Origin of the sequence: Paraburkholderia terricola (assembly GCF_900142195.1) — a bacterium.
GTDB classification, from domain to species: domain Bacteria; phylum Pseudomonadota; class Gammaproteobacteria; order Burkholderiales; family Burkholderiaceae; genus Paraburkholderia; species Paraburkholderia terricola.
This window is the reverse complement of sequence record NZ_FRAB01000059.1, coordinates 14,118-35,162: the sequence shown is the minus strand read 5'-3', so window position 1 is coordinate 35,162 and position 21,045 is coordinate 14,118. Positions and strand designations below refer to the sequence as shown.

General features: G+C 64.8%; 18 protein-coding genes. 11 read left to right on the top strand and 7 right to left on the bottom strand.

Features of this window, described 5'->3' with window-relative positions:
* Positions 1-339 precede the first annotated feature (339 nt).
* The 7 genes from BUE39_RS30670 (at position 340) to BUE39_RS30640 (ending at position 7,939) form a co-directional block, all read left to right on the top strand.
* On the top strand, positions 340-846 hold the full coding sequence (locus BUE39_RS30670) for a (2Fe-2S)-binding protein (RefSeq protein ID WP_073432412.1): 507 nt from the start codon (positions 340-342) through the stop codon (positions 844-846).
* A 10-nt stretch (positions 847-856) separates the two neighbouring features.
* Complete coding sequence (locus BUE39_RS30665) at positions 857-3,241, top strand: xanthine dehydrogenase family protein molybdopterin-binding subunit (protein WP_073432411.1); 2,385 nt, start codon at positions 857-859, stop codon at positions 3,239-3,241.
* Positions 3,242-3,262: 21 nt separating this feature from the next.
* Positions 3,263-4,060, top strand: coding sequence for an FAD binding domain-containing protein (locus tag BUE39_RS30660; protein ID WP_073432410.1), 798 nt, complete (start codon positions 3,263-3,265; stop codon positions 4,058-4,060).
* 126 nt (positions 4,061-4,186) lie between these two features.
* Complete coding sequence (locus tag BUE39_RS30655) at positions 4,187-5,074, top strand: AAA family ATPase (protein ID WP_073432409.1); 888 nt, start codon at positions 4,187-4,189, stop codon at positions 5,072-5,074.
* 5 nt (positions 5,075-5,079) lie between these two features.
* Positions 5,080-6,357 carry a vWA domain-containing protein gene (locus BUE39_RS30650; RefSeq protein ID WP_073432408.1) on the top strand — a complete coding sequence of 426 codons (1,278 nt, stop codon included), beginning with the start codon at positions 5,080-5,082 and terminating at the stop codon, positions 6,355-6,357.
* Entirely contained in the window at positions 6,348-6,944 is a 597-nt protein-coding gene (locus tag BUE39_RS30645; protein WP_073432407.1) for a CoxG family protein, read from the top strand. The genes BUE39_RS30650 and BUE39_RS30645 overlap by 10 nt, the downstream gene beginning before the upstream one ends.
* Entirely contained in the window at positions 6,917-7,939 is a 1,023-nt protein-coding gene (locus tag BUE39_RS30640; RefSeq protein WP_073432406.1) for an XdhC family protein, read from the top strand. Before BUE39_RS30645 ends, BUE39_RS30640 begins: the two co-directional genes overlap by 28 nt.
* A gap of 290 nt (positions 7,940-8,229) precedes the next feature.
* Here BUE39_RS30640 and BUE39_RS30635 read toward each other — a convergent pair whose 3' ends face one another.
* The 6 genes from BUE39_RS30635 to BUE39_RS30605 all read right to left on the bottom strand — a co-directional run bounded on the left by BUE39_RS30635 (position 8,230) and on the right by BUE39_RS30605 (position 14,615).
* Positions 8,230-9,624, bottom strand: coding sequence for an amino acid permease (locus tag BUE39_RS30635; protein WP_073432405.1), 1,395 nt, complete (start codon positions 9,622-9,624; stop codon positions 8,230-8,232).
* A gap of 296 nt (positions 9,625-9,920) precedes the next feature.
* Positions 9,921-10,577, bottom strand: coding sequence for a response regulator transcription factor RqpR (rqpR, locus tag BUE39_RS30630; RefSeq protein WP_073432404.1), 657 nt, complete (start codon positions 10,575-10,577; stop codon positions 9,921-9,923).
* Between the two features lie 10 nt (positions 10,578-10,587).
* Positions 10,588-11,457, bottom strand: a complete 870-nt coding sequence (locus tag BUE39_RS30625) for a sensor histidine kinase (protein WP_073432403.1) — start codon at positions 11,455-11,457, stop codon at positions 10,588-10,590.
* Positions 11,458-11,888: 431 nt separating this feature from the next.
* Entirely contained in the window at positions 11,889-12,659 is a 771-nt protein-coding gene (locus tag BUE39_RS30620) for a ferredoxin--NADP reductase (RefSeq protein WP_073432402.1), read from the bottom strand.
* 607 nt (positions 12,660-13,266) lie between these two features.
* Complete coding sequence (locus tag BUE39_RS30610) at positions 13,267-14,064, bottom strand: endonuclease/exonuclease/phosphatase family protein (RefSeq protein WP_073432401.1); 798 nt, start codon at positions 14,062-14,064, stop codon at positions 13,267-13,269.
* 56 nt (positions 14,065-14,120) lie between these two features.
* A complete protein-coding gene (locus BUE39_RS30605) occupies positions 14,121-14,615 on the bottom strand; it encodes a hypothetical protein (RefSeq protein ID WP_073432400.1) in 495 nt (164 codons plus the stop codon).
* 270 nt (positions 14,616-14,885) lie between these two features.
* On the opposite strand from BUE39_RS30605, the gene BUE39_RS30600 reads away from it, so the two are divergent.
* The 4 genes from BUE39_RS30600 to BUE39_RS30585 all read left to right on the top strand — a co-directional run bounded on the left by BUE39_RS30600 (position 14,886) and on the right by BUE39_RS30585 (position 19,315).
* Entirely contained in the window at positions 14,886-15,863 is a 978-nt protein-coding gene (locus tag BUE39_RS30600; protein ID WP_073432399.1) for an AAA family ATPase, read from the top strand.
* A 299-nt stretch (positions 15,864-16,162) separates the two neighbouring features.
* A complete protein-coding gene (locus BUE39_RS30595) occupies positions 16,163-17,269 on the top strand; it encodes an NAD(P)/FAD-dependent oxidoreductase (RefSeq protein WP_073432398.1) in 1,107 nt (368 codons plus the stop codon).
* Positions 17,270-17,457: 188 nt separating this feature from the next.
* Positions 17,458-17,769, top strand: a complete 312-nt coding sequence (locus BUE39_RS30590; protein ID WP_073432397.1) for a high-potential iron-sulfur protein — start codon at positions 17,458-17,460, stop codon at positions 17,767-17,769.
* Positions 17,770-18,022: 253 nt separating this feature from the next.
* A complete protein-coding gene (locus tag BUE39_RS30585; protein ID WP_073432396.1) occupies positions 18,023-19,315 on the top strand; it encodes an MFS transporter in 1,293 nt (430 codons plus the stop codon).
* Between the two features lie 33 nt (positions 19,316-19,348).
* On the opposite strand, the gene BUE39_RS30580 is transcribed toward BUE39_RS30585, so the two are convergent.
* Positions 19,349-20,866, bottom strand: a complete 1,518-nt coding sequence (locus BUE39_RS30580) for an amidase (protein ID WP_073432415.1) — start codon at positions 20,864-20,866, stop codon at positions 19,349-19,351.
* Positions 20,867-21,045: the final 179 nt, after the last annotated feature.

Sequence of the window (21,045 nt, the reverse complement as noted above, 5' to 3'; positions counted from 1 at the left end):
TTCATATCGTTGATTTATCAGTGAGTTATGCGATGAAGTTTACAGGGGCAATGCCTCGTTTACAAGCTCTTTGAGGCTTAAGTTGAGAGCATTGCCCCGCACAGGGGCAACGCCAATAGACCACTAACACCACAAGAAAAGGCCAACAAACCAACCCCACAAACCCCACAACCCCCACCGCCGCCCAGGCGAAAAAAATTCCACCCCGCGTCCCCCCAATTTGTGCTTTACTTTTCGGCAGACTCATAAAAAACCGCAGCACCCTATCGGACCCCACGAGCAGGCAGCTGAAGGCAAGAAAAACCAAAGGTCCGGTCTCACCCATCAGGAGACAACTTCATGGCGATCAGCATCAGTCTGACGGTGAACGGCGCGCCCATCAGCGCCTCAGTCGACCCCGGCACCCTACTTGTCCAGTTCCTTCGCGATCAACTTCGCTTAACCGGTACGCACGTCGGCTGCGATACCGCGCAGTGCGGCGCCTGCACCGTCCATCTGAACGGGCGCGCGGTCAAGGCCTGCAACATTCTCGCGGTGCAAGCCGAAGGCGCCAACGTCACGACCATCGAAGGGCTCGCGAAAGACGGCGCACTCCATCCGATGCAGGCGGCGTTCAAACACTGCCACGGCTTGCAATGCGGCTTCTGCACGCCCGGCATGGTGATGAGCGCGGTCTCGCTCGTCGAGCGTCGACCCAATCTCACCGGCGACGACGTGCGCGCCGAGCTCGACGGCAATCTGTGCCGCTGCACGGGCTACCACAACATCGTCAAAGCCGTGCTCGAAGGCGCCGAAGGGATGAAGACATCCAGCGCCGCCCCGGCCGCCGCGCCGGCCACCGCCTGAGGAGCAGACGATGAACGCACCCGACTCCCATCGCCTCGTCGGCGCATCCGTCGAACGAAAGGAAGACTATCGCTTCCTCACCGGCAACGGCCAGTACACCGACGACATCGTCCTACCCCAGCAAACCTACGCAGTGTTCCTGCGCTCGCCATACGCGCATGCGCGGATCAAGCGCATCGACACCGCCGCGGCGAAGCAGTCGCCCGGCGTGGTGGCGATCTTCACCGGCGCCGACATGGCCGCGGACAACGTCGGCGGGCTGCCGTGCGGCTGGCTGATTCACAGCACCGACGGCAAGCCGATGAACGAGCCGCCCCATCCGATCATCGCGCACACGAAAGTGCGGCACGTCGGCGATCAGGTCGCGCTCGTGATCGCCGATTCGATCAATGCCGCGAAAGACGCCGCCGAACTGATCGACGTCGACTACGACGTGTTGCCGGCCGTGGTCGACACCGCGCACGCGGCCGATCCGGGCCAGCCCGCGGTTCACGACGAAGTGCTGGACAACGTCTGCTACAACTGGGGCCACGGCGACAAGGCCGCGACCGACGCCGCGTTCGCCAGGGCCGCGCACGTCACCACGCTCGACATCGTCAACAACCGGCTGATTCCGAACGCAATCGAACCGCGCGCGGTCAACGCGAGCTATTCGGCGCAGGACGACGGCTACACGCTCTACGTCGCGAATCAGAACCCGCACGTCGAGCGCCTGCTGATGGCCGCGTTCGTGCTGTCGTTGCCGGAATCGAAGCTGCGCGTGATCGCGCCGGACGTAGGCGGCGGCTTCGGCTCGAAGATTTTCCTGTACGCCGAGGACGTCGCGCTGACGTGGGCGTCGAAGAAGATTCGCCGTCCGGTGAAATGGACCGCCGAGCGCTCGGAAGCTTTCGTCTCGGACGCGCATGGCCGCGATCACGTCACGAGGGCCGAACTGGCGCTCGACGCCGACGGCAAGTTCCTCGCCATGCGCATCCACACGATCGCGAACATGGGCGCGTATCTGTCCACCTTCGCCTCGAGCGTGCCGACCATTTTGTACGCGACGCTGCTCGCGGGACAGTACGCCACGCCCGCGATCTACGCCGAGGTGAAAGCGGTTTTCACCAACACCGTTCCCGTCGACGCTTATCGCGGCGCGGGCCGCCCCGAAGCGACATTCGTGGTCGAACGCCTGGTCGAAACGGCGGCGCGCGAGATGAAGCTCGATCCAGCGGAAATTCGCCGCCGCAATTTCATTCGCGAGTTTCCGTATGCGACGCCGGTCGGCCTCACCTACGACACCGGCGACTACGAAACCATTCTGGCCCGCTCGCTCGAACTCGCCGACGTGAAAGGCTTCGAGGCGCGCCGCCAGGAATCGGAGAGGAACGGCAAGCGGCGTGGCCTCGGCTACTCGTGCTACATCGAAGCCTGCGGCCTCGCGCCGTCGAACATCGCGGGCGCGTTGGGCGCGCGCGCGGGCCTGTTCGAGGTCGGGCAGATTCGCGTGCATCCGACCGGCTCGGTGACCGTGTTCACCGGTTCGCATAGTCACGGCCAGGGACACGAGACCACCTTCGCCCAAGTGGTCGCGGACCGGCTCGGCATTGCATTGGAAAGCGTCGAGATCGTCCACGGCGATACCGGGCGAATTCCGTTCGGCATGGGCACCTACGGCTCGCGCTCGATCGCGGTGGGCGGCTCGGCGATCATGAAGGCGCTCGACAAGATCGAAACCAAGGCGAAGAAAATCGCCGCCCATCTGCTCGAAGCGGCGGCGGAAGACATCGAGTTCAAGGACGGCGTGTTCCGCGTCGCGGGCACCGATCGCACCAAGGCGTTCGCGGAAATCTCGCTCGCCGCCTACGTGCCGCACAACTATCCGCTGGACGTGCTCGAACCGGGCCTCGAGGAAAGCGCGTTCTACGATCCGAGCAACTTCACGTATCCGTCGGGCGCGTATATCTGCGAGGTCGAGGTCGATCCGGAGACGGGTGTGTGCAACATCCAGCAGTTCACCGCGGTCGACGATTTCGGCAACGTGATCAATCCGATGATCGTCGAAGGCCAGGTGCATGGCGGGCTCGCGCAGGGCATCGGCCAGGCGATGCTGGAGCGCTGCGTGTACGACGACGAAAGCGGCCAACTGCTCTCCGGTTCGTACATGGATTACGCGATGCCGCGCGCGTCCGATCTGCCGAACTTCACCGTCGAAACCTCCAAGGGCACGCCGTGCACGCACAACCCGCTCGGCGTGAAAGGCTGCGGCGAAGCGGGCGCGATCGGCTCGCCGCCGGCGGTGATCAACGCGATCATCGACGCGCTCGCGCCGCTCGGCGTGACCGACCTGCAAATGCCGGCGACGCCGCATCGCGTGTGGTCCGCGATTCACGCCGCGAAGCAACCCCATTGAGATCCTAGCGGAGCATTCGACATGTATTCATTCGAGTATCAACGCGCGACGGATCCCAAAGCGGCCGCCGCAGCCATCGCCGCCGACAGCGACGCCAAGTTCATCGCGGGCGGCCAAAGCCTGCTGCCCACCATGCGGCTGCGCCTCGCGCAACCGTCGCAACTGATCGACGTGACGCGCATTCCGGCGCTCAAGACGATCGCCGTCGACGCCACAACGGTGACGATCGGCGCCGCCGTCTGTCATGCCGACGTAGCGGAGCACGCGGAAATCCAGCGCGTGTTGCCGGCGCTCGCGGAGCTTGCCGAGCACATCGGCGACCGCCAGGTGCGCGCGCTCGGCACGATCGGGGGCTCGCTCGCCAACAACGATCCCGCCGCCTGTTATCCGGCTGCGGCGATGGGCTTGGACGCAACCATCGTCACCGACCGGCGGCGCATTTCGTCGAGCGATTTCTTCGTCGGCATGTACGAGACCGCGCTGGCGCCCGACGAGCTGATCGTCGCGGTGGAGTTCCCGGTGCCCGAGCGCGCGGCCTACGAGAAATTCCGCAATCCGGCTTCGCACTTTGCGCTCGTCGGCGTGTTCGTCGCGAAGTTCGCCGGCGGCGTGCGCGTCGCGGTGACGGGCGCGGCGGCTTCGGTGTTTCGTGTGCCGGAACTGGAAAGCGCGCTCACGGCGAATTTTACGCCCGACGCGGCACGCGCGGTCAGCGTGCCCGCCGACGATCTGAACACCGACATGCATGCCAGCGCCGAATATCGCGCGCATCTGATTCCGGTGCTGGCCGCGCGAGCGGTGGTGAAGGCGAACGCCTAGCGGATTCCCGCCGTTTGCGGTCGAAGTGGCATTCGCGAGCAGCGGAACGCCACTTCCGCCGCGTTCGCTCACGCACGCGCGACGGCCACGCCGGCTCGCGTTTCACCGTGCAGATTCAGGATCATCATGCAGCCTGCTTCCATCGACGACACCCTCGCGCAACTCGCCGCGCAAAGCTACTTCGCCAGCCGCGAACTCGCGACCGCGTTGTATCTCGCGCTGCGCATGGAGCGGCCGTTGTTCGTCGAAGGCGAGCCGGGCGTCGGCAAAACGGAACTCGCCAAGGCCGCGGCGGGGATGCTCGGCACCGCGATGCTGCGGCTGCAATGCTACGAAGGCCTCGACACCGCCAGCGCGCTCTACGAATGGGACTATCCGCGCCAGATCATGGCGCTGCGTCTCGCCGAGGCCGCCGGCGAGCGCCCCGACAACGACACTTTGTACCGCGGCGAATTCCTGCTGAAGCGTCCGCTGCTGCAGGCGCTGATGCCGGACGAAAACCATCCGGGCGCGCGGCGCGTGTTGCTGATCGACGAAATCGACCGCGCCGACGAGCCGTTCGAAGCGTTTCTGCTGGAACTGCTGTCAGACTTCCAGGTATCGATTCCCGAATACGGCACCGTCCGCGCGGAGCAGAAACCGCTCGTCGTGATGACTTCGAACCGCACGCGCGAAGTGCACGACGCGCTCAAGCGCCGCTGTCTGTATCAATGGATCGGCTATCCCGAGCGCGATCGCGAACTGGAAATCGTCGCCGCGCGGGCGCCGCAAACCTCGGCGCAATTGCAGCGGCGCGCGGTCGATTTCGTGCATCGGCTGCGCGGCATGGATCTGTTCAAGGCGCCCGGCATCGCGGAAACGATCGACTGGTGCCGCGCGCTTGAAGCGCTGTCGGTGACGGAGCTCGATCCGCAATCGGTGCAGAACACGCTGGGCGTCCTGCTCAAGTATCAGGACGATCTGGCGCGCGTCGACGCCGCGCAAATCGCGCAGTGTCTTTCCGAGCCGGGATAGCGGGCATGAGCAAGCGATCGGATGCGAGCGGCGGTGATTCGGCTGGCTTTGGCGAGAAGGCCGGAGCGTCCCCCACGCTCGCCCGCAACGTCGTGCATTTCGTGCGCGTGCTGCGCGGCGCGGGTTTGCCGATGTCGCCCGCGCAAGCCGTCGATGCGATCGCCGCGTTGCACTGGATCGACCTCGGCCGCCGCGACGACGTGCGCGCGGCCCTCGCCGCCTTGCTGGTATCGGCGCCCGACGAGCGCGAACTGTTCAACGCCGCGTTCGACCTGTTCTGGCGCGATCCCGATTGGGAAGGCAAGCTGCGCGCGCTGCTGCTGCCGAAGGTCCGCGACGGGCTGCCGCCGCCCAAACGCAACAACCGTCTCGCGGACGCGCTTGCCGTGCGCGCGCCGCCGTCGCCGCATGCCAGCGCGCAGCAGGAAACCGAGCAGCACGAATTGCACGCGCACATCAGCTTCAGCGCGGAAGAGCGCCTGCGTCACCGCGATTTCGACTCGCTGTCCGCTGACGAATGGCGCAGCTTGCGTCATCTGATCCGCGGCCAGCGCCTGCCGCTCGCCACCGAGCCGACGCGTCGCCTGAAGGCCGCCTCGCACGGCACGCACGCGGACTTGCGCGCGAGCGCCCGGCACGCGGTGCGCGCGGGCGGCGACTGGACCGTGTGGAAGTATCGCGCGGTGGTCGAACGCAAACCGCCGCTGGTGTTGCTGCTCGACATATCCGGCTCGATGAGCAGCTATTCGCGCGCGGTGCTGTATTTCTGCCACGCGCTGTTGCAGTCGCGCGAACGCTTGCAGGTGTTTCTGTTCGGCACGCGTCTCACCAACGCGACGCGCGCGCTGCGCGAGCGCGATCCCGACGTGGCGATCGCCGCGCTCGCCGATCAGGTGGTCGACTGGTCGGGCGGCACGCGGATCGGCGCCGCGCTCGCCGAGTTCAACCGACGCTGGGCCCGGCGCGTGCTCAGCGGCCGGGCCACGGTGCTGCTCGTGACCGACGGCCTCGATCACGAAGCGATCGACGTGCTCGGCGCCGAAATGGCCCGCCTGCGCCGCTTCGCGCACCGTATCGTGTGGCTCAATCCGCTGCTGCGTTTCAGCGGTTTTTCACCGAAGGCGCGCGGCATACAGGCGATCCTGCCGTATGTCGACGCGCATCGTCCGGTTCATAATCTAGACAGTCTGGCCGCGTTCGGCCGCGACCTCGCGCAACTCACGCGCGCGCCGCGTTCGGGCGCATCCGCCACGACATCCGCGGGAGCAATGCCATGGAACTGAGCGAAACTCATACGCTGCCCGTTTCGCAGCAACGCGCGTGGGAAGCGCTGAACGACACCGACATCCTGCACGCGTGCATTCCCGGCTGCGAGACCATCGAAGCGGACGGCGAGCACGCGTACAACGTGGTGCTGAGCGCGTCGGTGGGTCCGGTGAAGGCGCGCTTCAAGGGGCGCATGCAACTGACCGATATCGAGGCGCCGAACACGTACACCATCGTGTTCGAAGGTCAGGGCGGCGCGGCGGGCTTCGGCAAGGGCACCACGCGCGTCACGCTCGCGCCCGAGGGCGACGAGGCGACCCGGCTCGAATACACGGCGAGCGCGCAGGTCGGCGGCAAGCTCGCGCAGATCGGCTCGCGTCTGGTCGACGGCGCGGCGCGCAAGCTCGCCGGCGAGTTCTTCAAGCGTCTCGGCGTTCAGCTGGGCGGCGACGCGGGCGCCACGGCGGCCCCCGCTGTCAGCGAGCCTGCAGCCAATGAAACGATGCCGCAAAATAGCGAATCGCATGAGGCCGCGGACGGCGAGTCCGGCGGCGATGCACCGAAAAGGAAGAAATCATGGACAGCGTGGATCTCGAAGTCCTGAAGTCCAGCGCACGATGGCTGGAAGAGGGACATCGCGCGCTACTGGTGACGGTGGTGAAGACGTGGGGCTCGTCGCCGCGTCCCGAGGGCGCGATGCTCGCGGTGCGCGACGATGGACTCGTGGTGGGGTCGGTATCGGGCGGTTGCATCGAAGACGATCTGATCGACCGCGTGCGGCAAAGGGGCATCGAACAGACGCGCCCCGAGGCGGTGAAGTACGGCATCACGGCGGAAGAGGCGCATCGCTTCGGCCTGCCTTGCGGCGGCACGATCCAACTGGTGCTCGAACCGCTGACGCCGCACAGCGGCATTGCCGAACTGTGCCGCGCGGTGGAAGACGGACGCCTCGTGGCGCGTGAAGTGGATATGACGACGGGCGCCGTGCGGCTCGATCACGCGCAGGCGACGGACGGCGTGCATTTCGACGGCGAGCGTCTGCTGACGATTCACGGCCCGCGTTACCGGATGCTCGTGATCGGCGCGGGGCAGTTGTCGCGCTATCTGTGCCACATCGCGGTGGGGCTCGACTATCAGGTGACGGTCTGCGATCCGCGCGAGGAGTACACCGAGGAGTGGAACATTCCGGGCACGAAGATCGTTCGCACGATGCCGGACGATACGGTGACAGAGATGAAGCTCGATGAGCGTTGCGCGGTGATCGCGCTGACGCATGATCCGAAGCTCGACGATCTTGCGTTGATGGAGGCGTTGAAGACGCCGGCTTTTTATGTCGGCGCCTTGGGTTCCAGACGGAACAATCAGGCGCGGCGCGAGCGGTTGAAGGAGTTCGACCTGAACGACACTGAACTCGCGCGCTTGCATGGGCCGGTCGGGATTTATATCGGCAGTCGGACGCCGCCTGAGATCGCCGTGTCGATTCTTGCCGAGGTGACGGCGGCCAAGAACGGGGTTTCCTTGCCTACCTTGCTGCAGGTTGAAGGCGCCAAGGCAGCGCGGGAGATTGCGGCTTCGGGTGGGGCGGCTTGTAGCGTTTGATTTTTTTGCTCCCGCAGTGTTGTTGGTGGTGTTTCCGGTTCTTCTTTCACATGCCCCGGTTTGCCGCTGCGTCACGCTGGTCCGAGCCGGCAGAGGTCTTGGATCATCGCTCGGGTCGGCCGTCGAACTGCGCGGTTCACGGTCCTGCCGCTCCAGCGCTTTCATACGTCGAAGAAAGTAGGTGCTGCCCCGCACAGGGGCAACGCCAATAGACCACTAACAAATCAAGGAAAGGCCAACCCACCAAGGCAACGAACCCAAACCGCCGAGCAGGCAAAAAACCAAAACCCCTACTTAACCGCCAACTTCGACCGCCGCCGCGAATACCCAAAATAAATAACCATCCCAACGAGCAACCAGACCACAAACGCCACCCAGGTGACAGCCTGAAGATTGGCCATTAAAAACAGACAGGAGGCAACAGCCAACACCGGCACAACCGGCACACCAGGGCAGCGAAACGCCCGAGGCAACTCAGGATGCGTCTTACGCAAAACGAGCACCGCAATCGACACCATCGAAAACGCGGCCAGGGTTCCGATGTTGATCAGCTCGGCCAGCACCTTCAACGGCACCAGCGCACCAATCAAACCGAAGAAAATCCCCACCAGCCACGTAGTAAAAAACGGCGTGGCAAACCTCGGATGCACCCGCGACAGTCTCGCGGGCAACAAGCCATCACGCGACATCGCGAAGATCACCCGCGTCTGCCCATAAGCCATCACCAGAATCACCGTCAGCATGCCCAGCACGGCGCCCAGGTCGATAAAGCCGGCCACCCACGTTTGACCGGCCACCTGCAACGCGTACGACACCGGATTCGGAATATCCGCGAACTGCGCCGACGGCACGATGCCCGTGACAACCGCCGCCACCGCCACGTACAACACCGCGCACACGCCCAGCGATGCAATGATCCCGATCGGCAGATCGCGCTTCGGGTTCTTCACTTCCTCGGCCGCGGACGACACCGAATCGAAACCGATGAACGCGAAGAACATCACCGCCGCCGCGCCGAATACGCCGCTCCAGCCATTCGGCATGAACGGATGCCAGTTGGCCGGCGTCACGTGAAAGACGCCCACGCCGATCACCAGCAGCACCACGGTCACCTTGATCGCCACCATCACGTTGTTGATTCGCGTGGATTCGCGCACGCCGACGGACAGCAACGCCGTAATCGCCATCATCACGAGGAACGCGGGCAGATTGAAGAACGTGTCCTGGCCCGGCAATGCGCCCGGCGCCGCCGTCAACGCAACGGGCAACGAAACGCCGAAGCCCGACAGCAGCGATTGCAGATAGCCCGACCAGCCCACCGATACCGCCGACGTGGCCAGCCCATACTCCAGCATCAAGTCCCAGCCGATGATCCACGCGGCCAGTTCGCCGAGCGTCGCGTACGAGTACGTGTAGATGGAACCCGCCACCGGAATCGTCGACGCGAACTCGGCGTAGGCCAGTGCGGCGAAACCGCACGCGATCGCCGCGACCAGGAAGGAGACCATCAGCGCCGGCCCGGCCTGGACGGCGCCCGTGCCGGTCAGCACGAAAATGCCTGTGCCGATGATGGCGCCGACACCGAGGAAAGTCAGATCGAGCGCGCCGAGCGCTTTCTTCAGGCCGGCGTTTTGAGCGCTCGCCGCGATCATGTGCTCGACGCTCTTCTTGCGAAACAGGGACATTGGCGGGGTCTCCAGTAGTGCACGCATCTTGCGCGCCGAATGTCGGAAAACCCACGATTTTAGCGGATGCGCGCCGCCGCACCATTTTGGGATCAGCTTTTTACGGGCGATGGTGAAGGGCGGAAAATCCCTCCCAGCGGGATGCCGATGGCACATTCCCGCGCCAGACAATGGCCATCGGCAAAGCCTTCGCACGATGCGCGGCCGGGCCGCTCAGAATCGCTCTCGCGCACGCTCGCTCGTCGGGGCGCGCGCCATTCAGCGACGCAGCGGCGTCGCGTTGCCGGAAGCAGATGTCAGCCCGCCATCGCCGGATTCAGATCGACCAGGCGGTTGCTCATCACATAGAAGGTCAGTTCGGCGTTGTTGCGCAGCTTCATCTTCTCGAGTAGCCGTGTGCGATACACGCTAACCGTCTTCACCGACAGCGACAGCGCCGCGGCGATGTCCGTCAGCCGTTTGCCCGATGCGAGCATGCACAGCGTCTGATATTCGCGATCGGAGAGCTTCTCGTGCGGCAATTGTTCGCCGTCGAAGGAGACGTAGTCGGCCAGCGCTTCGGCCATCGCCGGGCTCACATATTTGCGGCCTGCGGCGACCTGCTGGATCGCGCCGATCATCTGCGCGGCATCGACCGTTTTGGACAGGTAGCCGGCGGCCCCGGCCTTCAACGCGCGCACCGCGTACTGGTCCTCGCGATACATCGAGAACATCAGCACGGCCACGCGCGGCGCCTTGCGCTTCAGACGCTTGAGCACTTCCACGCCGTTCATGTCGGGCAGCGAAATGTCGAGCAGCACCACGTCGTAGCCATGCAGGGTGACGGCGTCGAGCGCTTCGGCGCCGCTTTGCGCCTCGGTGACTTCGCGGGCGACGCCGCGGTCGAGCAGCAATTGACGGACACCCTGGCGAACCACCGCGTGGTCGTCGGCGATCAGGATACGCAGACTCATGACGGCGTGCTCACGATTGCAGCGCGCGGCGTTCGACGTGAGGCGCGTTCGCCAGCATCGCGTCCCACGCAAAACGCGCATGCACGAGCGTGCCGCGCGATTCCCTGGCGCCGTCGCCGCGGCGCTGGCCAACGCGCCGGGCGCCCACGCGCAGCGTGCCGTCGAAGGCCGCGCAGCGCGCCTGCATGCCGCTCAGGCCGAAATGGCCGCGACGGCTGCGCGCGTTGCGCGTGACGCCGATGCCGTCGTCGCTGACGATCAGCGTGAGATGACGGCGGCTGGTTTCGATCCGCACGTCGGCGGATTCGGCGCGCGCGTGCTTGGCAATGTTGTTGAGCGCTTCCTGCGCGACACGGAACACGGCCAGCGCCGCTTCGGCGGGCAGGCGCGTGAGACGCACGTCGGCCGCGCAGACAAAGCTCGTGCGCAACTGCGTGCGCGTGGCGAAGTCGCCGGTCCATTGCGCCAGCGCCCCGACGATGCCGGCCTCGAGCGACGGCGCATGCAGTTCCGCGACGGCCTGGCGGCTGGCGGCGCACACGGCGTCGAGCGAACGGTTGGCGACGGCGAGCGCGGCGGCGCACTGGGACGGCGCGTCGGCGGGCAGCCAGGTTTCGACGCCAGCCAGCGCGAAGCGCGTCGCGGTCAACTCGGCGCCCACGCCGTCGTGCAGTTCGCGCGCCACATGGCGGCAGGCGGCTTCCTGTGCCTGCACGAGTTCGGCCGACAGTTCGCGCACCCGGGCGCGCAGCCGTGCCAGTTCACGTTCAACCGACGGCGACGCCACGACGGCACTGGCCGCGACGGACGCGTCGCATCCGTCACGCGGCGGTGACGACGGCAGAGGCGAGGCGAACGGGACGACAGTCGACGTATCCATGACTTTCCCTCTCAGGAAGCGGGGCGGACGACGAAGCGCGTGCGCGTCGGCGGCGCGAAGACGAAAGAACGCATGCGAGTCTCAAGCCTCCAGGTGCGGCCGGAACGCGTACGGTTCGACGGCCGGATTACTACGGTCGAGCGTAACGAAATTTACATTCAGTAACATGTAGCGCGGACTCCGGCAGGCATGCCGGAGCGGCGGTCGTGTGCCGCGATAATATCTCAAAAAAAGAAATAATGTAGGCGCACCAAGGCTTAGCGCCGATATTTCGCGCGACGGTTGACGTTCCGCAACACCGGCTCTGTCAGAAGAACACTGACGCGAAATGTCAGGCCGAGCGCGTCAACTTGTAACCGCCAAACAAAAAAGGAGCCCGGAGGCTCCTTTTGCCGAGTCCGCGGCGTGAGCCGCGAATTCGAATGTACGTCTTAACCGACGAACGCCTTTTCGACCACGTAGTGGCCCGGCGCGTTGTTGCTGCCTTCCTGGAAGCCCAGGTCGTCGAGCAGCTTGCGCGTGTCGCGCAGCATGTGCGGACTGCCGCACAGCATCACGCGGTCGTCTTCGAGCGAGAAGCCCGGCACGCCGAGGTCGGCGAACAGTTTTTCCGTTTCGATCAGTTCGGTGATGCGGCCGCGGTTCTGGAATGCCTCGCGCGTGACCGTGGGGTAGTACAGCAGCTTTTCCTGCACCAGTTCGCCCAGGTGCTCGTGCGCCGGCAGGTGCTCCGTGATGTATTCCTTGTACGCCAGCTCGTCGACGAAACGGCACGTATGCGTGAGCACCACGCGCTCGTAGCGGTCGTAAATGTCCGGATCTTTGATGATCGACATGAACGGCGCGAGGCCCGTGCCGGTGGAGAGCAGCCACAGCGTCTTGCCCGGCAGCAGGTTGTCGGCCATCAGCGTGCCGACCGGCTTCTTGCCGATCAGAACTTCGTCACCGACTTTCAGATGCTGCAGACGCGACGTGAGCGGGCCGTCCTGCACCTTGATGCTCAAGAATTCGAGGTGCTCTTCGTAATTCGCACTCGCGAGACTGTAGGCGCGGATCAGCGGCTTGCCCTCGACTTCGAGGCCCACCATCGTGAACTGGCCGTTTTCGAAACGGAACGACGGATCGCGCGTGCAGGTGAAGCTGAAAAGCGTATCGGTCCAGTGATGGACGCTCAGAACGGTTTGTGAATTGAGGTTGCTCATGGCTTCTTGGATAGTGCGAAAACAAAGGCGGCCAGTCGTTTTAGCCGGCCGGCACGGCAAGGGCGATGCTGCGCTGACCCGAGGTCGGAAAGCACGCGCAATCCGCTATTTTACCGCGCCGGCTGCCCGAAGGCGGCGGTGCGGCGGTTGAGCGTGGTCAAGCGGATGACTGAAGCCGGCCGCGTCGGCGCTGGAATGTCGTGCATACCGGCACCGCGAAGAACCTGGCGTGGATGCGGCCGCGCTTCGGCAAAAAGTCCGGCGAGGGACGAACGCCGCACGGGGCGGCAGCCATCGGCTGTCCGGCATGCGCCGGATAGGCGCGCCACACGGGCAACATTTTCGAGATCATACCGAAACCCGCCGTGCGCTGCAGCATTGACCCTGCTGATAAAACTGGCAAACGCCGAGCAAGTCGGCATGAAACGCGAGGAAATTGCGGCTTGCGAAAATGGCTCGCGCGAGTGGGGCGGCTTACTTTTCCCCGAGCCGACTGGTCCCTGCCGTATTGGTACACAGCGGCGCGCACGAGACCCGGTGAATCGCTGCAATGCCTTCAGGAAAAAGGCTTTTGGCGTTTTATATTTTGGTTACTTCGGGCGAGCGCTCATTCAACCCGCAACCGCGCCATATACGGCAAGTGATCCGAAAGCCACGCGGTTTCCTGGGTAGGCGGAATCCATTCGATCGGCTTCATGCCGCGCACGAACATCTTGTCGAGCGCGAGCGCCGGTGAAAAGGCGGGGAAGGTGCGGCCCGATTCGCCGAGCAGCGTCGCCACCTCATGCAAGCCGTGCTCGCCGAAGAGCGGCACCGAATCATTGCGCCAGTCGTTGAAGTCGCCCGCCAGGACCAGCGGACCCTCCGGCGCTTCCTTCGCGATCCAGTGCGCGATCCAGTTCATCTGACGCAAACGCGCCGAGCGCGTGAGCGCAAGGTGCGCGCACAGCAGCGTGACCGAATGACCGCCGAAGGTCGCGCGCGCCACCAACAAACCGCGTTTCTCGAAGCGATGCGCGGAGATGTCCCAGCGTCCGCCGAGATCGAGCGGATGCGGCGACAGGATCGCATTGCCATGCCGCCACGACGGCTTGAATACGTTCGGCCCGAGCGCGATCTCGAGTTCCAGCGCGCGCGCGATCTCGGTGGCCTGGCAGTGCCAGATGTCGCTCAACGGATCGGCGACCGGCGCGCCGAAACTGCTCGCCAATACCGGCGACGGCATGCGCCGCGCCATGGCTTCCTGCAAAAAATAAGCGTCGGCGTGAGTCGACTGAACCCAGCGCTGCATCGCCTGCCACGCTTGAAAGCCAAGCGGCGTGCGGCCTTTGTGCAGGTTCCAGCTCACCGCAACGAAATCCTTGGGCGCAATGCTCTCGCGGATCAATTCTTCTGGGTTTCGCATGCCGCGTTGTCCACGTGTTCTGTTTGGGCTTCGGTTGTTCGGTTCGGTTGTTCGCTTCAGTTCACGCTGCTCTCGACTCCCGCGCGCACGCGGTAGACCAGGTTCGGGTCCTTGTCGACGATCGTCCAGCTCGCCCATTGGCCGGTCGGCACCTTCAGGCCCGGATGGGTGGCGCTCACCTGGCGCGGTTGCGGCGGCAGCTTGCAGCCGGTGTCGGTTTGGCGCGCGGCGTTTTCCTCGAAGGTTTCCTGCGCTTCGATCGACATGGTGACCTCGTTGGTATCCGCCTGCAGCGGCGACACCGTCAGCGTGCGCGCCAGATCGATGCTGCCGGCAGGCTGGTCTTTACATCCGACGTTATGCTGCACCATCTTGTGATGCGTATCCGTGCGCGCCTGGCCGACCGTGGTGGTGCCCTCGAAGGCGTCGATCTGCTGGCCGTCGCGCATCACCTGCAATTGCCATTGCACGACCTGCTGGGCCGGCCGTTGCTGCGCGCTCGCAAGCAGCGAGGTGCCGAGCAGCACGGCCACGAGACTGGTTTTCCACATAAAGAAAATCTCCGGTTACTGCGTCCGGCAGTGTAGTCAGAGAGGGCCATCTTACCCCCGATGGACGCAACACTTTTGTGACCTATGCATGAGGGCCGGGTTCAGCAATGGTGCATTTCAGATGGGGCGGTGAGGCCGCTAAAACAACCCGTCGTTAGCAGCAGAGCCGCATGACTGCTGGCTTGCACGCGATTCTGGCGTCATTACACTGGACTTGAAACGGCGCCCGCGAGGCGCCGCCGCAGCAAGACCAGCCAGACGGGGTGAGCGATGACAACAGCAATGGTCAAACAGGAAATCGCCGTGGCGTCCTTCAGCCGGGTATACGACCTCGATCAGGTCGAGACCGCGTTGAATGATCTCGGCGAAGGTGCGAACGAGGCGCTGCGCGCCACGTACGAAAAGATGCTGAAAACCGGCAATTTGCGCTTTTGCGTGAAGCCGAACCGGATGCCGTCGATCGACGATCTGATCGACGCGCTGCCCAACTTTTCCGCGCCTCTCGACGATATCCGCAAGCAGGTCGCGCTGTGTCTTGAAACCGACGACCGGCTCGAACTGATGCCGATCCTGCTGCTCGGCGACCCCGGTATCGGCAAGACGCATTTTGCCAAGCAGTTGGCGCGCCTGCTCGGCACCGCCTATCAATACGTGGCGATGAGTTCGTTGACGGCCGGCTGGATTCTCTCGGGCGCTTCCTCGCAATGGAAAAACGCGAAGCCGGGCAAGGTGTTCGATGCGCTCGTGAACGGCAGCTATGCAAACCCGGTGATCACCGTCGATGAAATCGACAAGGCCTCCGGCGACTCGCAATACGACCCGCTCGGCGCACTGTACGCGCTGCTCGAACACGACACCGCGCAGACTTTCATCGACGAGTTCGCCGAGATTCCGATCAATGCCGGCCACGTGATCTGGATCGCGACGGCCAACGACGAGCGCTCGATCCCCGAGCCGATCCTCAACCGGATGAACGTGTACGAGATTCCGTCGCCGGATCATGACGGCGCGCGCCGCATCGCGCAGTCGATCTACGACGAGATCCGCTCGGCGCACAACTGGGGCCTGCGCTTTCCCGAGACGCTCGGCGACGCCGCGCTCGAGGCGCTCAAGCAGGCATCGCCGCGAGCGATGCGTCGCGCGATATTGAATGGATTCGGCGCGGCGCGCATCGACGGACGCGACAGCATCGAAGCTGGCGATATCCGCCTCGACTACGGAAATCGCCGAAAACCGATCGGTTTTTGAGCGGTTTTTGCACAAAAGCCGCCTGCGGGCGGCTTTTTCACGGCGGCAAACCGGGCCTTCTCCATACGATTGTGTTTGCCCCGTCCGGGACTTTGAAACTGCTCAACGGCCGAGCGCCCGCAACCGTTCACGACGACGGCCATTGCTGTCTGTGCGGCGTCGTACAATTTGCATAGCGGTTGCGATAGGGCAGATGCGTTCGACAGCGAGCGGTGTGCGGCACTCGATAGCCGCATCCTGTCCTCATGTGTATCGGGTGAACGAGGCAGCGCGCGGCGAAATCGGCCGCGTCAAGGGACATGGACCAAATCGAATGTGTAGTGATCGGCGCCGGCGTGATCGGCCTGGCGGTGGCGCGCGCACTGGCGGCGCGCGGACATGAGGTGATCGTGCTGGAGGCGGCCGAGGCGATCGGCGTGGGCACCAGCTCGCGCAACAGCGAGGTGATTCACGCGGGCATCTACTATCCGCGCGGTTCGCTCAAGGCCACGCTTTGCGTGCGCGGCCGCGAGTTGCTTTACGACTACTGCGCCGCGCGCAACGTCCCGTATTCGCGTTGCGGCAAACTGCTGGTCGCCACCTCGCGCAATCAGATCCCGCAACTCGAAAGCATCATGGCGAAGGGGCGCGACAACGGCGTACTCGACCTGATGCGGATCAGCGGCGACCAGGCGCAGGCGCTCGAACCGGCGCTCGAATGTGTCGAGGCGGTGTTCTCGCCGCAGACGGGCATCGTCGACAGTCACCAGTTGATGCTGGCGCTTCAGGGCGATGCGGAGCGCGACGGCGCGGTGTTCGCGTTTCATGCGCCGGTCGAAGCGATCGAGGCGAGCAACGGCCGCTTCATCATCAAGGTGGGCGGCAATGCGCCGACCACGATCAGCGCCGCATGCGTGATCAACAGCGCCGGTCTGCACGCGAATGCGCTGGCCCGCAAGATTCGCGGACTCGACGCGCGCCACGTGCCCCCGCTCTATCTCGCGCGCGGCAACTACTTCAGCATTTCGGGGCGCGCGCCGTTCAGCCGCCTCATCTATCCGATGCCGAACGAGGCCGGTCTCGGCGTGCATCTGACGATCGATCTCGGCGGCCAGGCGCGTTTCGGTCCCGACGTCGAATGGGTCGACACGATCAACTACGACGTCGATCCGCATCGAGCGGAATCGTTCTATGCGGCGATTCGCACGTACTGGCCCGCGCTTCCCGACGGTGCGTTGCAGCCCGCTTATGCGGGGATTCGTCCGAAGCTTTCGGGCCCCGGCGAGCCCGCCGCCGACTTCGTGATTCAAGGTCCGGCCGCGCATGGCGTGCGCGGGCTCGTCAATCTGTTCGGGATCGAATCGCCGGGCTTGACGGCGTCGCTCGCGATTGCGCGGCGCGTCTGCGAACTGAGCGGGCGGGAGTGACCGGCATTCACCTGGCGGCCCGCCTTGCGCGGATCGAACCGCATCGCACGCGTGACGTCCGAGCCTGGCGTCGTACCGATTCGCTTATCTCTATCATTTGAGTCGTCACGCGCGGCGGCTTCGTTGCTATGCTTGGGGACCGCTGTCATCAGAACGGCGATCAGTTCATATAAACGGAGTGAGTCCCCATGAAACCTTCCCGTCGTACGTTTTTGATCACGAGCATCGGTGTGGCGTCCAGCTTCGCGCTGTCGCGCCAGGCTTTCGCGGATACACCCAAGGTCGCCGAAAGCGACCCGACCGCGCAGGCGCTCGGCTATAAGGAGGATGCGAGCAAGGTCGACAAGGCCAAGTTCGCCAAATATGCGCCGGGCCAGGACTGCGGCAACTGCAGTTTTTATCAAGGCAAACCCACCGACGCCTACGCCGGCTGCCCGATGTTCGCGGGCAAGCAGGTCGCGGCCAAGGGGTGGTGCAGCGCATATAACAAGAAGGTCTGATGCCGCTCTTGCCGCGTGTGTATTCGATATCGCGGCAGATGCGCTGCAACATGCCCGCGCGAGATTCAGCGCGGATGATCGAGGCGTCTGCCGCTCAGTGCGGCAGACGCCTTTTTGCTGCTTGAAAACAGCTTGCGCCCTCTTTACACTCCGTGACGGCCGCTGCGGGCAGCGTCGGTTTGTCCGGCGTACTCACGCGCCTCTACGTTGATACGACGCACCGCGAGACACTTTTCGCAAGCTGGAGATTTGAATGGCACCAGCGTCAAGTAGCCTCCACAGACGGGCCGTCGCCGCGGCGGTGATCGGCAATGCGCTCGAGTGGTATGACTTCACCGTGTTCGGTTTCCTGACGGTGGTGATCGCGCAGTTGTTCTTCCCGGCGGCCAACGATTATTCGTCGCTGCTCCTGACCACCGCGACCTTCGGCGTCGCTTTCGTGATGCGGCCGGTCGGCGGCATCGTACTCGGACTCTATGCGGATCGCGCGGGACGCAAGGCGGCGTTGTCGCTCGTCATCGCGCTGATGACGCTCGGCATTCTGCTGCTCGCGATCGCGCCGCCGTATTCGGCGATCGGCATCGGCGCGCCCTTGATGATCGTGCTCGGGCGTTTGCTGCAAGGCTTTTCCGCCGGCGGTGAGTTCGGCAGTTCGACCGCCTTGCTGATCGAAGCGGCGCCGTTCTCCAGGCGCGGCTTTTACGGCAGTTGGCAGATGTCGAGCCAGGCGGCGGCGCTCCTGCTCGGCGCCCTGGTGGGCGCGTTGGTCACGCGCGGCCTGTCGCCCGAGGCGTTGAAGTCCTGGGGCTGGCGCGTGCCGTTCATTCTCGGCTTGATCATCGGGCCGATCGGCTTTTACATTCGCCGGCATCTTGCCGATTCCGAAGTTTTTTTGCTCGCGAAAAAAACCGCGCGGCGCGCGACACTCGGCGAACTGTTCCGAAACCATAGCCGCGACGTGCTGTGCGGGCTAGGCGCGGTGATCGCGCTCACGGTGACGATCTACGTACTGATCAGCTATCTGCCGACCTTCGCGGTCAAGCAACTGAAGCTGCCTTACGGGCAATCGTTTTATGCGGTGATCGTCGGCAATCTGCTGTTGACCGTGCTCTCGCCGCTTACCGGCGCATGGTCCGACAGAATCGGACGCAAGGGGCTGTCGTTGTGGTCGCTGGCGATCACGCTCGTGATCATCTATCCGCTGTTCGCATGGCTCGCGGCAGAGCCGAGCGTGTCGAAACTGATACTCGTGCAGGCGCTGCTGTCGATCACGCTGTCCGGCTACTACGGGCCGTTCGGCGCGCTGATCGCCGAACTGTTCCCGGCTAACGTGCGCTCGATCGGTCTCTCCCTTGCCTACAACGTCGCGGTGATGATATTCGGCGGCTTCGGGCCTTTCATCGTGACGTGGCTCATCAAGACCACCGGCTCGCCGCTCGCGCCGACGTACTACGTGATGGCCGGGCTGGCGCTCTCCCTCGTCGCGGTGGCGTGCATGCCCGGCAAGCGCCACGCGGATCTCGACGCGCAGCGCAAACCGGCGTGACGTCGTCGAGACGATGAGCGGGCGTTACTCCATCTAGCTGCGCGCCGGCATCAGCGGCGGCCGCTTGTCGAACCACGGCCGCGCCGCTTCGAGTTGCGCGGCCAGCCGAAACAGCGTTGCCTCGCCGCCGTCACGCGCGGCGAATTGCACACCGACCGGCAGGCCACGCGCGTTCCAGTAAAGCGGCACCGACATCGCCGGCTGCCCGCTCAGATTGAACAGCTCGGTGCATCCCGCCCACGCGAATGCCTTGTTCGACGCTTCCATCAGCAGCTTTTTCATTAGCGGTTCGAGCGGCATCGCGGTGACGGCGCGCATCTGCATGCGTTCCGCGGAGGTGGGCTGCATCTCGCCGATCTTGATCGGCGCCGCCGCGAGCGTCGCGCACAGAATCACGTCGTAGCGGTGCAGCAGATCGGTGAGGCGTTCGGTGATGCGGCGTTGTTCCTCGAGCGCGGCGGGCAAGCCGCGTTCGCCGAGTTTGCGGCCGACGTGCGCCATCGCCCACGTCGAGATTTCGAATTCCTCGCGCAGCGGCTTGCGACCGGTGATGCGGTCGGCGTTCAGCACGAGTTCTTCGGCGGTCACCGACCAGAGCGTCAGAAACGCATGGCGCACAGCCGCGAAATCAATGCCGAGCGAGACGGGCTCGATGTTGTGACCGAGCGAGCGCGCGAGTTGCGCGGCGTCCTCGAGCGCGGCGCGCGCGTCGGCGGAGAGCGAAGGCGCGAGCATCGGTTCGGTGACGTAGGCGATGTTCAACGGCTTGCAGGGTTCGCGGCTCGCACCGAGGAACGTGCCTGGCGCACCGGACGGTCGGTCCGCATTGCCCGCCAGCAGATCGAGCAGCAACGCGCTGTCGCGCACGCTGCGCGATACCGCATGATCGACGCCGAGTTCGCCGGCGGCGCTCGGCGTGACGCGCGGCACGCGCCCGCGAGAGGGTTTGAGACCGAACAGTCCGCAGCATGACGCGGGAATGCGGATCGAGCCGCCGCCGTCCGACGCATGCGCGAGCGGCACGATGCCCGCCGCGACCGCCGCTGCCGCGCCGCCGCTCGAACCGCCGGGCGTATGGTCGAGATTCCACGGATTGCGGCACGCGCCGAACAGTTCGGGTTCCGTATAAGGCATCTGGCCGAGCTCGGACGTGCTGGTCTTCGCGAAGATATTGAGGCCGGCCGCTTTCGCGAGTGCGACCACCGGCGCGTCCTCGGTGGGAATGAAGTGCCGATAGTGGCGGCTGCCCATCGACATGCGCAGCCCGGCGACCGGCGCGCCCAGATCCTTGATCAGAAAGGGCACGCCTGCGAGCGCTCCTTGCGCGCGGTCGCTGTCGGCATGGTTCGCGCCGTTTGCCCGCTTCGCGTCGTCGCGCGACGCGCGTTCGCGCGCCGCGTCGTAGTCCTTCAGCACGATCGCATTGATCGCGGGATTGACGGCCTCGGTGCGCGAGATCGCGATGTCCAGCAATTCGCGCGCGCTGGCTTCGCGGGTTCGCACGAGTTCGGCGAGGCCGATGGCGTCATGGGCGAGATAGTCGGATTGCACCACGGATGAGCCCTCGCGAATCGAGTGTTGGATCTGCCGGTTGCCTATGCGCGCGACGAACCGCTCTGCCGGAGATTCGCTGGGCGGGGTTCATCGCCATGCATCGAGGAGGACGGCGCGCCGAACGCGCGCCGTCTGTGGGGAGAGTACCTGAGTTGCGGGGGTGAACTGCGCGCGCG

Bases quoted from the DNA above. Each gene is read 5' to 3' on its own strand.
- rqpR (WP_073432404.1), bottom strand. From the start codon at position 10,577: ATGAGTCTGCGTATCCTGATCGCCGACGACCACGCGGTGGTTCGCCAG.
- BUE39_RS30645 (WP_073432407.1), top strand. From the start codon at position 6,348: ATGGAACTGAGCGAAACTCATACGCTGCCCGTTTCGCAGCAACGCGCG.
- BUE39_RS30620 (WP_073432402.1), bottom strand. From the start codon at position 12,659: ATGAGCAACCTCAATTCACAAACCGTTCTGAGCGTCCATCACTGGACC.
- BUE39_RS30595 (WP_073432398.1), top strand. From the start codon at position 16,163: ATGGACCAAATCGAATGTGTAGTGATCGGCGCCGGCGTGATCGGCCTG.
- BUE39_RS30670 (WP_073432412.1), top strand. From the start codon at position 340: ATGGCGATCAGCATCAGTCTGACGGTGAACGGCGCGCCCATCAGCGCC.
- BUE39_RS30590 (WP_073432397.1), top strand. From the start codon at position 17,458: ATGAAACCTTCCCGTCGTACGTTTTTGATCACGAGCATCGGTGTGGCG.
- BUE39_RS30600 (WP_073432399.1), top strand. From the start codon at position 14,886: ATGACAACAGCAATGGTCAAACAGGAAATCGCCGTGGCGTCCTTCAGC.
- BUE39_RS30605 (WP_073432400.1), bottom strand. From the start codon at position 14,615: ATGTGGAAAACCAGTCTCGTGGCCGTGCTGCTCGGCACCTCGCTGCTT.
- BUE39_RS30610 (WP_073432401.1), bottom strand. From the start codon at position 14,064: ATGCGAAACCCAGAAGAATTGATCCGCGAGAGCATTGCGCCCAAGGAT.
- BUE39_RS30640 (WP_073432406.1), top strand. From the start codon at position 6,917: ATGGACAGCGTGGATCTCGAAGTCCTGAAGTCCAGCGCACGATGGCTG.
- BUE39_RS30665 (WP_073432411.1), top strand. From the start codon at position 857: ATGAACGCACCCGACTCCCATCGCCTCGTCGGCGCATCCGTCGAACGA.
- BUE39_RS30625 (WP_073432403.1), bottom strand. From the start codon at position 11,457: ATGGATACGTCGACTGTCGTCCCGTTCGCCTCGCCTCTGCCGTCGTCA.
- BUE39_RS30635 (WP_073432405.1), bottom strand. From the start codon at position 9,624: ATGTCCCTGTTTCGCAAGAAGAGCGTCGAGCACATGATCGCGGCGAGC.
- BUE39_RS30660 (WP_073432410.1), top strand. From the start codon at position 3,263: ATGTATTCATTCGAGTATCAACGCGCGACGGATCCCAAAGCGGCCGCC.
- BUE39_RS30650 (WP_073432408.1), top strand. From the start codon at position 5,080: ATGAGCAAGCGATCGGATGCGAGCGGCGGTGATTCGGCTGGCTTTGGC.
- BUE39_RS30585 (WP_073432396.1), top strand. From the start codon at position 18,023: ATGGCACCAGCGTCAAGTAGCCTCCACAGACGGGCCGTCGCCGCGGCG.
- BUE39_RS30655 (WP_073432409.1), top strand. From the start codon at position 4,187: ATGCAGCCTGCTTCCATCGACGACACCCTCGCGCAACTCGCCGCGCAA.